We start from the raw sequence: 11,460 nt of genomic DNA, 5'->3' as shown, positions 1-11,460 counted from the left end.
GGCGCCGGGGGCTGGGCCCAGACCTGCGGGTCGGGGGCGTACGGCGAGGGCTGGGGCTGGCCGTAGAGGGGCTGCGAGGGGTAGGTGCCGGGCGGCGGCGGGGGGTGCGCGGCGCGGTCGTACAGCGCCTCGGTGACCGGGTCCTGGGCGGTGAGGTCCTGCGCGCGGTAGGGGTCCTGGGCGAAGGCGTCCTGGAGGTACGGGTCGGCGGGCTGCTGCGGCACCTGGCCGTGCTCGGGCGGCGGCGGGCCCTCGGGGTGGCCCGAGCCGCCCACGCCCTGGCCGCGGTCACCGTCGTACGGCGCGTTCATGGTTACCCCACCTCATCGTCCCGGGCCGACCGGCCACGACATCCTCAACGGTCCACTCTCTCACCCGTGCCGGACGGGTCCGTGCTTTCCGCTGCGGTGTCCGGTGACTCGTCACTCGGCTGCTGCGGGTCGTCTTCCCCGGGCCGGGCGGTGGACTCCTCGGTGGACTCACCGGCGTCGCTCTGTGCCGCGCGGGCGGCGGCGCGCTTGCGGTGGGTGTACATCCGGAAGCCGGCCAGGACGAGCAGCAGGAAGCCGCCGCCGATGACCAGCATGACCGTGGCCGTGATCTCGGTGACCTTCACGTCGAAGACGACTTCCTTGCCGTACGGCTGGCCGTCCTGGGTGTAGAGCTGCGCGACGACCGCCGTCTTGCCGTTGGCGTTCGCGGACGTGGTGAACTTCACGCTCGTGCTGTGCCCGCCGGAGACCGTGATGTCCTGCTCGGCCCAGTCGTGGCCGGCGATCTCCAGGCGCGTCGGGTTCGTCGAGGTGATCCGCAGGACCAGGTGGTCGACGCCCTGCACCAGGCTGTTCTGCACGGTCACCGGGATCGTGGCGCTGCGCCCCGACAGCTTGGTCTCCGACTTGTCGATCAGCCGGACCTGGTCGGTGAGCGTCGTCAGGTGCGCGGCGACGCCCTGCCGGTAGGAGCCCGCCGCCGCGCCGCGACCGCGCCACGACGTCGACATCTCCCGGTTTATGGCCCGCCCGAAGGGGGTCACGACCCGCGACTCGTCGGTCAGGATCACCTTGAAGTTGTCGAGCTTGCCCTGCGTGTCGGCGATCTCCTGGAACGCCGCCTTCGCCATCTCCTGCTTGCGCGGCGACGACGGGTACGACGACCTGCCCGGCACCGTCGTGGCGGCACCCGGGTCGGGCTTGACCGCCGCGGTCGCCGTGAGGGCCTGCGCCTGGGACCAGGAGCTGCCCTGCAACGCGGTCACGGCCTTCGCGAGCGCCTGCGCCTGCCCGGCGGTCGGCATCCGCTGCGGCGCGACGACGACACTGCGCTGCTTGTCGTTCTGGAGGTTCAGCGCGAGGCTTTGCGCCAGGAAGTTCTGTACGGCGAGGGTGGCCGCCGCCGCGCTCGTCAGGTCGCCCTGGAACGCCGTCGACAGCCGGTAGTCGGCGACGACCGCCGTGGTGCCGCCGCCGATCGGGCGGGCCGCGGAGGGCGTGTACGACAGGTCGTCCTCCAGGCTGTCGCTGCGGGCGATCACCTTGTCGGCGCCCGCCGAGGTCGCGACCTTGACGATCGACGGGTCGACGGCGCCGTTCACCGGCCACGCGAAGTCCGTGGACGGCGTGACGTGCAGGACGGTCTCCACCGTCGTCGCGGCGACGTCCGTGGCGGCCTTCAGCTGGTTCAGCGTGCCCGTGACGTTCGTGCCGTTGTGCGCGAGGGCGGCCAGGTCGGGGTCGGCGAACGGCAGCGCGACGACCTCCTTGCCGGTTACGGCGCCCTGGAGCTCGTCGAGGAACTGCTTCGCGACGGCCGAGTGGGTGCCCGCGACGGTGGTGTCGTCGCCGGCCTGGACGCGGTAGCCGCCGCTCATCGCGTCCACGGACGCCAGCAGGTCCGGGTCGATCACCCAGGTGACGTCCAGGGTCTTGCCCAGCGCCACGAGCTGCTCCAGCCGGCCGCCGGGCGCGATCTCCGCCGCGAGGTCGTCGTTGAGGAAGACCGGGGTCTGCTGCTGGTTCGAGCCCGTCTCCGCCGTCACGTGCACGGTCGAGATCAGCGGCCACAGGACGGTCGTCCTCGTCGTCGTGTCCGGCTCGGACCGCCACGGCAGGAACGTCCGCCGCGCGCCCAGGACCTGGTCCCAGGACTGCCCGGCCTTCTCGCCGGAGAGCGTGACGCCCAGCGGGTAGATCCCGTCGCCGTCCAGCTCCAGCTTGTCGACCGGGACGGTGATCGTGAACGGCTGGGCCACGCCGGGTGTGAGCGTCGTGAACTTCGCGGTGTACGCCCCGCCCAGCGGGCTGCCGTCCGCGCCGGACACGGAGTCGGAGCGCTTGGCGGCGTCCGCGATCGCCGAGCGGGTCGTCAGCACGGAGCCGACGCGCAGATCGACGTGCGCGTCGGTCACCGCACGCTTGCCGTTGTTGGTCACCGTGCCGGACACGGTCAGCGTGTCGCCGTCCTTCGGGACGGTCGGGGTGAGCGCGTCGACGGCGACGGACACCGTGCCCGCGTCGGACGCCTCCTTGACGGCCTCGGGCGCCGCCTGCGCCGTCGTGGCAGCGGGCAGCAGCAGCCCGGCCAGCAGGGGCGCGCCCGCGAGCAGTGCCCCGGTGCGCCGCAGCCAGCGGCGGGCAGGTGAGGGGGTCGACCCCGGGTTGTCTGCCGCCTCGGCCACGCGTTCGCCGTCCCTCGTCGTCGTCAGTGGTCGTCGGAATGTGCGTCCACGCATGGTAACGAGGCGCGCGGAAGGTAAGTGCCGCGGTCTGGTCCACAAGATCGGAAAGTGGGGGTGAGGCGTCCCCAATGTGTCCTTGTAAAGGGGTCCTTATAGAGGGGAGCGGTCCCGGTCGCGGCGCGCGCGGGTGCGCGGGCGGATCCTGTGCAGGTATCGGGCGGGGCTCCTTCACCGCCCCTGCCGTATCCCGCGAGCCGAAATCCGGGAGCCCGGCGCTCCCGGGGCCACGTACCCTTTTCTGTTGTGCCGAACGCCAACAAAGACAACCTCGACGTCGCGCCCGTCGCCGACGACCTCGCCCGCCGCTTCCAGGAGGCCGGGTTCTCCCTCGCCCTGGTCGGCGGCTCGGTCCGGGACGCGCTGCTGGGCCGGCTCGGCAACGACCTCGACTTCACGACCGACGCCCGCCCCGAGGCCGTCCTCAAGATCGTCCGGCCGTGGGCGGACGCGGTGTGGGAGGTCGGGATCGCCTTCGGGACGGTCGGCGCGCAGAAGGACGGCTGGCAGATCGAGGTCACCACCTACCGCTCCGAGGCGTACGACCGGACCTCCCGCAAGCCCGAGGTGTCCTACGGCGAATCCATCGAGGAGGACCTCGTCCGCCGGGACTTCACCGTCAACGCGATGGCCCTCGCCCTCCCCGAGCGGACGTTCATCGACCCGCACGGCGGCCTCGACGACCTCGCCGCGCGCGTCCTGCGCACCCCCGGCACCCCGGAGGACTCCTTCTCGGACGACCCCCTGCGGATGATGCGGGCCGCGCGGTTCGCCGCCCAGCTCGACTTCGAGGTCGCCCCCGAGGTCGTCACCGCGATGACGGACATGGCCGAGCGGATCGGGATCGTCTCCGCCGAGCGCGTCCGGGACGAGCTGAACAAGCTGATCCTCTCCGCGCACCCCCGCAAGGGCCTCACGCTCCTCGTCGACACGGGCCTCGCCGAGCGCGTCCTGCCCGAGCTGCCCGCGCTGCGCCTGGAGAGCGACGAGCACCACCGGCACAAGGACGTGTACGAGCACACGCTGATCGTCCTCGAACAGGCGATGGCCCTGGAGGAGGACGGCCCCGACCTCGTCCTGCGGCTGGCCGCGCTCCTCCACGACATCGGCAAGCCGCGCACCCGGCGCTTCGAGAGCGACGGGCGGGTCTCCTTCCACCACCACGAGGTGGTCGGCGCGAAGATGACCACGAAGCGGATGACGGCCCTGAAGTACTCCAACGAGCTGGTGAAGGACGTCTCCCGGCTCGTCGAACTCCACCTGCGCTTCCACGGCTACGGCGCCGGCGAGTGGACCGACTCCGCGGTCCGCCGCTACGTCCGTGACGCCGGTCCCCTCCTCTCCCGGCTCCACAAGCTGACCCGCTCCGACTGCACGACCCGCAACCGGCGCAAGGCCGTGAGCCTCTCCCGCGCGTACGACGGGCTGGAGGAGCGGATCGTCGAACTCGGCAAGCAGGAGGAACTCGACGCGATCCGCCCCGACCTCGACGGCAACCAGATCATGGAGATCCTGGGGGTCGGTCCGGGGCCGGCGATCGGGAAGGCGTACAAGTTCCTGCTGGAACTGCGGCTGGAGAACGGGCCGATGGAGCATGACACGGCGGTGGCGGCGCTCAAGGAGTGGTGGGCGGGGCAGGGGTGAGGGCATGAGAGAGGGGCGATGTTTCACGTGAAACATCGCCCCTCAGTGCTTCTCGGCTCAGACGTCCTTCAGGCACAGGACGACGTTGTGCCCGGCGCCGATCTGGTAGTAGGAGACGGTGGCCTCCTTGACGGCCTCGCACTTCGAGTCGTCGCTGGTGTCGTCGAACTTCTGGACGACCTTGTACTGGGCCTTGCTCGACGAGCAGTCGACCTCGGTGAGGTCGGGCTTGGAGTCGGTGCCGTTGTTGTGCATGCAGGCGCCGACCGAGGTGCCCTCGGCCTCGGTGTCGCTGCTGAACACCGCGCCGATGCCCAGCTTGACGACGATGGCGACCACGATCATCCCGACGACGCCGAGAACGCGGGCCAGCTTCTTGTTCCGCCTCGGCGGCGCGGGCGGAACCGGCGCTCCCTGGAACGGTCCGTCCTGGCCCGGGAGGCCGTACGGCTGCGTCTGCGGCTGCCCCATCGGCACGGGCTGCTGGGCGTACGGGTTCTGGCCCTGAGGCGGCGGAGTGGTCATGCGGAGGGTCCCCCTGGAACGTGGATGCGCACGCCGGACGTCGATGCGTCCGGTCGTCCGGCGCGAGATAAGACCCACGTAAAGTACAGGCCACCACTGACACTCTCCGTGTCTGGAAAGCGCCTGTAGCGCTGATGTGACACTTACTGGCGTTCAAAGCGGGACATAGCGCCAGCTACTGCCGCGTAGATAACGGCAATTGTTATCACCAGCGCGATGGACCGGCCGTCCGGCGGGAGCATGAGCGCCGCGACGGCCGCCGCGCCGACGAACGCGACGTTGAAGAGGACGTCGTAGAGCGAAAAGATCCGGCCCCGGTAGGCGTCGTCCACGGCGGACTGGACGATCGTGTCGGTGGCGATCTTCGCGCCCTGGGTGACGAGGCCCAGGAGGAACGCCAGCACCAGGACGGGAAGCTGGGCGAAGGTCAGGCCGAGGGCCGGTTCCAGGAGCGCGGCAGCGGCGGCGCAGACGACGATCCAGCGGACGGGACCGAGCCGCCTCGCAGCCGACGGAGTCACCAGCGCGGCCACGAAGAACCCCGCGCCGGAGATCCCGACGGCCAGGCCGAGGAGGGCGAGACCGTCGTCGGGGTCCGAGGACCAGGCGTACCGGCAGAGCATCAGCACGGTGACGGTGAGGGCGCCGTAGCAGAACCGCATGAGGGTCATCGAGCCCAGCGCCCAGGCGGCGGCCCGGCGTTGCGGCGCGGCGAGATGCCGGACCCCGGCCGCCAGCCCGCGCGCCGTACCCCGCAGCGCGTCCGCCAACCGGGGCTGGACCGCGCCGAGTTCGGGGCCGAGCAGCTCGACGGCGAGCCGCAGGGACGCCAGTGCCGAGCACAGGTACAGCGCCGCCCCCAGCAGGACCACCGCCGCGTCGGAGTCGGACACCAGGATCCGTACCCCGAAGGCGAGGCCGCCGCCCGCCGTCGCCGCGAGCGTTCCGGCCGTCGGGGAGAGGGAGTTGGCGACGACGAGGCGTTCCGCGTCGACGACCCTGGGCAGCGCGGCGGACAGTCCCGCGAGGACGAAGCGGTTGACGGCGGTGACGCAGAGCGCGGAGGCGTAGAAGAGCCAGTCCGGGACGTCGGCCAGGATCAGCACGGCCGTGACCGAGGCGAGCCCGGCGCGCAGGAGATTGCCGTACAGAAAAACCTGCCGGCGCCGCCAGCGGTCGAGCAGGACGCCCGCGAAGGGGCCGACGAGGGAGTACGGCAGCAGTAGAACCGCCATCGCGGAGGCGATCGCGCCGGGCGAGGTCTGCTTCTCCGGGGAGAAGACGACGTACGTCGCCAGCGCGACCTGGTAGACGCCGTCCGCGCACTGGGAGAGCAGCCGTACGGCGAGCAGTCGGCGGAAGTTCCCCAGGCGCAGCAGGACGCGCAGATCACGGACGACGGACATGGGGACAGCCTCACATGGGAGAAGGTCCCCGGATCGAATGACCCGGGGACCTTCCTTCTGAGCCCTGGCAGGAGCGAATTTCGGTGGGGTGGCGGGCTGTGTTTCACGTGAAACGGTCGTTCAGAACGGCCGTTGTTTCACGTGAAACATGACCCGCCGGGGGTGGTGCTTAGCGCTCGACGTCGCCGCGGATGAACTTCTCGACGTTCTCGCGGGCCTCGTCGTCGAAGTACTGGACCGGCGGGGACTTCATGAAGTACGAGGACGCGGAGAGGATCGGGCCGCCGATGCCGCGGTCCTTGGCGATCTTCGCGGCGCGCAGCGCGTCGATGATGACGCCGGCGGAGTTCGGGGAGTCCCAGACCTCCAGCTTGTACTCCAGGTTCAGCGGGACGTCACCGAACGCGCGGCCCTCCAGGCGGACGTACGCCCACTTGCGGTCGTCGAGCCAGGCGACGTAGTCGGAGGGGCCGATGTGGACGTTCTTCTCGCCGAGGTCCCGGTCGGGGATCTGCGAGGTGACGGCCTGCGTCTTGGAGATCTTCTTGGACTCCAGCCGGTCGCGCTCCAGCATGTTCTTGAAGTCCATGTTGCCGCCGACGTTCAGCTGCATCGTGCGGTCCAGGACCACGCCCCGGTCCTCGAACAGCTTCGCCATGACGCGGTGCGTGATGGTCGCGCCGACCTGGGACTTGATGTCGTCACCGACGATCGGGACACCGGCCTCGGTGAACTTGTCCGCCCACTCCTTCGTACCGGCGATGAAGACCGGGAGGGCGTTGACGAAGGCGACCTTGGCGTCGATGGCGCACTGGGCGTAGAACTTCGCCGCGGCCTCGGAACCGACGGGCAGGTAGCAGACGAGGACGTCGACCTGCTTCTTCTTGAGGACCTTGACGACGTCGACCGGCTCGGCGTCGGACTCCTCGATGGTCTCGCGGTAGTACTTGCCGAGCCCGTCGAGGGTGTGGCCCCGCCGGACCTTCACGCCCGTGCGCGGGACGTCGCAGATCTTGATGGTGTTGTTCTCGGAGGCACCGATGGCGTCCGCCAGGTCGAGGCCGACCTTCTTGGCGTCCACGTCGAACGCGGCGACGAACTCGATGTCCTTGACGTGGTAGTCACCGAACTGGACATGCATCAGGCCGGGGACCTTCGACGCCGGGTCGGCGTCCTTGTAGTACTCGACTCCCTGCACCAGCGACGCGGCGCAGTTGCCCACACCGACGACGGCTACGCGAACCGAACCCATTCCGGTTGCTCCCTGTGTGTTTGAGTGAGGCCCTGGCAGGGGCCTCACGCGGTGGTGTCGCCGGGCGTATCCGGACCGGGGTGCTCCCCGGGCCGGGGCAGGACGCCCGGCGCTCCCTCTGTGGTGTCGCGAGCGGGTTCTCCATGGGCGGGGCTCTTGAGATCCCGGCCCGCCCGCTCGCTCTCGATCAGCTCGTTCAGCCAGCGCACTTCGCGCTCCACGGACTCCATCCCGTGGCGCTGGAGTTCGAGCGTGTAGTCGTCGAGGCGCTCCCGGGTGCGCGCGAGCGAGGCGCGCATCTTCTCCAGCCGTTCCTCCAAACGGCTGCGCCGGCCCTCCAGGACGCGCATGCGCACGTCACGGGAGGTCTGCCCGAAGAACGCGAAGCGAGCCGCGAAGTGCTCGTCCTCGTAGGCGTCGGGCCCGGTCTGCGAGAGGAGTTCCTCGAAGTGTTCCTTGCCCTCCGCCGTCAACCTGTAGACGATCTTGGCGCGGCGTCCCGTGAGCGGGACGGCCGGGGCTTCCTCGGGGGTGTTCCCCGCCTCTTCGATCAACCAGCCGTTCGCGACCAGCGTCTTGAGGCAGGGGTAGAGCGTGCCGTAGCTGAAGGCCCGGAACACGCCCAGCGAGGTGTTGAGCCGTTTGCGCAGCTCATAGCCGTGCATCGGGGACTCGCGGAGCAGTCCGAGGACGGCGAATTCGAGGATTCCGGACCGTCGGCTCATCACTCCTCCTTCTTCCCCGCCACGTCTATGCCGCTCCGATGTATCGACTCGATACATCACGACGATAGAACGACCTTCCGGACCCGACAAGAGGGAGATCGGTGAACGGGATCACATCACCGAAACGTTGGAAGCAACTTGCCTGATTTGGGGTGAACTTCGGAGCTCGACGGGTTTTGGCGGTGCGTAGTGTGTGCGCCATGCAGACCACCGGGAGCCATGTGACGCCGGAGGGCGCCACCGCCCCCGCTGCCGTACGGATGAATGCGATACCGGCCGCGTCCGTACATCGGGGGGACCGGAAAAAAGCCGCCGTTGTTTCCAGGCGCCCACGGGTGCGCCTGCCCGAGGAGTAGTCGTTCGATGAGCGAGCACCGTCGCAAACAGTCGCAGCCGCAAGGAGGCGGACGTGCCGCGGCCCGGCGCGGCCAGTCCGGCTCGTCCTCCGGCCGCCGCGCGGCACCGCGGGGTGACACCGGGTCCCCTTCCGACGGTCTGTACCAGTCGGGAGCCGAGGAACGGCCGTACGGCGGCCGGGCCGACGCCCGGCGCGCCGCGCAGAGACCTTCCGGAGGAGGCCGCCGCAAGGCGCCTGATCCAGGTCCCGGACGGGGGCGGGCCCGTCAGCCCTCCGGCCGCAAGCGCCTGATCGACTACCCGCGTCACGACAAGTACGGCTGGCAGCGCTGGATGCCGTCCTGGAAGCTCGTCACGGGGCTGTGCCTCGGCTTCTTCGGCAGCATGATGGCCGCGGCGAGCGTCGCGTACGCCTTCGTGGGCATCCCGAAGCTCGACGAGACCGCCACGGCGCAGAACAACGTCTACTACTGGAGCGACAAGACCCAGATGGTCGCCACCGGGGGGGAGACGAACCGCCAGATCGTCGATCTCCCCGAGATCCCCAAGGCGATGCAGTTCGCGGTCATCTCGCAGGAGAACAAGTCCTTCTACACGGACAGCGGCATCGACCCCAAGGGCATCGCCCGCGCCGTCTTCAACATGGCCCGGGGCGGCCAGACGCAGGGTGGCTCCACGATCACCCAGCAGTACGTCAAGAACGCCATGCTCGCCGACCAGTCGCAGACGATCTCCCGCAAGCTCAAGGAGATCTTCGTGTCGATCAAGGTCGGCAACAACGTCTCCAAGGACGAGATCATGGCCGGGTACCTGAACTCGGCCTACTACGGGCGCAACGCCTACGGCATCGAGGCCGCCGCGCACGCGTACTTCGACAAGAAGGCCAGGGAGCTCAACCCCGGTGAGTGCGCCTTCCTGGCGGCGATGCTGAAGGGCGCGACGTACTACGACCCGGCGGGCCTGCCGTCCGTCGACCCGAACGCCTCGGCCGAGAAGAACACCATCCGGGCCACGCGCCAGATGCAGGACACGCTGAACAAGATGGTCGAGTACGGCCACCTCGCCGCGGCGGAGCGGGCGAAGTACACGACGCTCCCCAAGTGGCAGAACCCCCGCTCGAACACCAACCTGAAGGGCCAGACCGGCTACCTGGTCGACCTCGCGAACGCCTACCTGGTGACGAACGAGGAGACGACCGGGATCAGCCAGGACCGGCTCCAGCGCGGTGGCCTCTCCATCTACACGACCTTCGACAAGAAGAAGGTCGCCGAGCTGGAGAAGTCGGTCAAGGCGGTCCAGGACGCCAACATCAAGCCCGAGCAGCGCCCGGACACCGACACCCACGTCCAGTTCGGCGGCGCCTCGGTCAACCCGGACTCGGGCGCCATCGAGGCGATCTACGGCGGTGTGGACTCCACCCAGCACTTCACCAACAACGCCGACCAGACCGGTGCCCAGGTCGGTTCGACCTTCAAGCCCTTCGTCCTCGCCGCCGCGATGACCTGGGGCGTTCGCGATCCGAAGCTCGGCACCTCCCAGGCCCAGGACGAGCGCACCATCGTCTCCCCCAAGAGCATGTTCAGCGGCAAGAACAAGCTCAAGATCAAGGAGTACGACGGGAACGTCTGGAAGGACGACAAGGGCAGGGAGTGGCTCCAGACCAACGACGGCGACGTCTCCCTCGGCAGTCCACCGGACTACAAGATCGACCTGCGTGAGGCGATGCGCGAGTCCGTGAACTCCGCCTTCGTACAGCTCGGTATGGACGTCGGCCTGGACAAGGTGAAGGAGGCCGCGGTCAGCGCGGGCCTGAAGCCGGGCAGCCTGACGGGCACGACCTTCCCGTCGTTCTCCATCGGCATCTCCGACCCCAGCGCGATCCGCATGGCGTCCTCGTACGCCACCTTCGCGGCCAGCGGCAAGCAGCGCGAGCCGTTCTCCGTCACGGAGGCCACGGGCAAGGACGTCAACTTCAAGCACGAGACGGTCACCAAGGACGCCTTCACCAAGAAGGTCGCCGACAACGTCACCGACATCCTCAAGACCGTCGTCGACAAGGGCACCGGTACGGCCGCCCAGCTCACCGGCCGTGACGTGGCGGGCAAGACCGGTACCACCGACGGCAACCGGTCCGCCTGGTTCGTCGGGTACACCCCGCAGCTGTCGACCGCGATCACGATGTTCCGGTACGACGACGACGAGACCAACAAGAACCGTGAGTTCCTGAAGATGTTCGGCACGGGCGGCCAGAAGAAGATCCACGGCGCCTCGTTCCCGGCGGAGATCTGGCACGACTACATGGAGGAGGCCCTCAAGGGCCAGCGCGCGGAGTCGTTCCCGGAGCCGGAGCCGATCGGTGAGGTCCTCAACCCCGAGCCGTCGCCGACCCCGTCGCCCTCGGCCTCCGAGAGTGACGAGCCGAGCTCCTCGCCGAGCCCCTCGCCCAGCCAGAACAGCCCCTCGCCCTCGCCGAGCCCCTCCGACACCTGCGGCGCCTTCGGCTTCGGGTGCGAGAACGGCGGCCAGGACGCGGGCACCACGCAGGGCGGCGACAACGGCGGCGGTACCGGCGGCTCCAGCCCATCGCCGTCGACGAGCGACGACACAGGGGACACGTCCAGAGGAAGCTCGGGCGGCCTCTTCGGCGGTGCGAACTCGGGAGGCACCTCCACCGGATAACGGACCGCTTGCCCGACTCGGGTGTTTCACGTGAAACATCGCCATGTTTCACGTGAAACAGAGCATGAGGGCCGTCGCACCGGACGAGGTGCGGCGGCCCCCGGTTTTTTCCCAGGCCGGTACGGCAGGATGTGCGCC

Annotated in this window: 7 protein-coding genes and 1 pseudogene; 2 read left to right on the top strand and 6 right to left on the bottom strand. The window is 69.4% G+C overall.

The window, feature by feature from the left end:
- Nucleotides 1–311: pseudogene (locus tag AOK24_RS09805) on the bottom strand (murein biosynthesis integral membrane protein MurJ); the annotation flags it as partial.
- A 44-nt stretch (nucleotides 312–355) separates the two neighbouring features.
- Nucleotides 356–2,677: a DUF6049 family protein gene (locus tag AOK24_RS09800; RefSeq protein WP_055719665.1), complete on the bottom strand. Its 2,322-nt coding sequence runs from the start codon at nucleotides 2,675–2,677 to the stop codon at nucleotides 356–358.
- Between the two features lie 303 nt (nucleotides 2,678–2,980).
- Between AOK24_RS09800 and AOK24_RS09795 the strand changes: the two genes are divergently transcribed.
- Nucleotides 2,981–4,378, top strand: a complete 1,398-nt coding sequence (locus AOK24_RS09795) for a CCA tRNA nucleotidyltransferase (RefSeq protein WP_055719664.1) — start codon at nucleotides 2,981–2,983, stop codon at nucleotides 4,376–4,378.
- A gap of 57 nt (nucleotides 4,379–4,435) precedes the next feature.
- Here AOK24_RS09795 and AOK24_RS09790 read toward each other — a convergent pair whose 3' ends face one another.
- The 4 genes from AOK24_RS09790 to AOK24_RS09775 all read right to left on the bottom strand — a co-directional run bounded on the left by AOK24_RS09790 (nucleotide 4,436) and on the right by AOK24_RS09775 (nucleotide 8,286).
- Entirely contained in the window at nucleotides 4,436–4,903 is a 468-nt protein-coding gene (locus AOK24_RS09790; protein ID WP_055719663.1) for an LppU/SCO3897 family protein, read from the bottom strand.
- Nucleotides 4,904–5,046: 143 nt separating this feature from the next.
- Complete coding sequence (locus tag AOK24_RS09785; RefSeq protein WP_055719662.1) at nucleotides 5,047–6,309, bottom strand: MFS transporter; 1,263 nt, start codon at nucleotides 6,307–6,309, stop codon at nucleotides 5,047–5,049.
- Between the two features lie 169 nt (nucleotides 6,310–6,478).
- Nucleotides 6,479–7,561, bottom strand: coding sequence for an inositol-3-phosphate synthase (locus tag AOK24_RS09780; protein ID WP_055719661.1), 1,083 nt, complete (start codon nucleotides 7,559–7,561; stop codon nucleotides 6,479–6,481).
- Nucleotides 7,562–7,605: 44 nt separating this feature from the next.
- Nucleotides 7,606–8,286 carry a PadR family transcriptional regulator gene (locus tag AOK24_RS09775; RefSeq protein WP_055719660.1) on the bottom strand — a complete coding sequence of 227 codons (681 nt, stop codon included), beginning with the start codon at nucleotides 8,284–8,286 and terminating at the stop codon, nucleotides 7,606–7,608.
- Nucleotides 8,287–8,649: 363 nt separating this feature from the next.
- Here AOK24_RS09775 and AOK24_RS09770 point away from each other — a divergent pair, with 363 nt between their 5' ends.
- A complete protein-coding gene (locus AOK24_RS09770) occupies nucleotides 8,650–11,322 on the top strand; it encodes a transglycosylase domain-containing protein (protein WP_206191173.1) in 2,673 nt (890 codons plus the stop codon).
- Nucleotides 11,323–11,460 lie beyond the last annotated feature (138 nt).

Source organism: Streptomyces niveiscabiei (assembly GCF_001419795.1).
GTDB classification, from domain to species: domain Bacteria; phylum Actinomycetota; class Actinomycetes; order Streptomycetales; family Streptomycetaceae; genus Streptomyces; species Streptomyces niveiscabiei.
Note: the sequence above shows the minus strand (reverse complement) of the source record. Positions and strands in the feature narration are given on the sequence as shown.

Excerpts from the sequence above, each read along its gene's own strand:
- AOK24_RS09790 (WP_055719663.1), bottom strand. The coding sequence starts at position 4,903 with ATGACCACTCCGCCGCCTCAGGGCCAGAACCCGTACGCCCAGCAGCCC.
- AOK24_RS09785 (WP_055719662.1), bottom strand. The coding sequence starts at position 6,309 with ATGTCCGTCGTCCGTGATCTGCGCGTCCTGCTGCGCCTGGGGAACTTC.
- AOK24_RS09780 (WP_055719661.1), bottom strand. The coding sequence starts at position 7,561 with ATGGGTTCGGTTCGCGTAGCCGTCGTCGGTGTGGGCAACTGCGCCGCG.
- AOK24_RS09775 (WP_055719660.1), bottom strand. The coding sequence starts at position 8,286 with ATGAGCCGACGGTCCGGAATCCTCGAATTCGCCGTCCTCGGACTGCTC.
- AOK24_RS09770 (WP_206191173.1), top strand. The coding sequence starts at position 8,650 with ATGAGCGAGCACCGTCGCAAACAGTCGCAGCCGCAAGGAGGCGGACGT.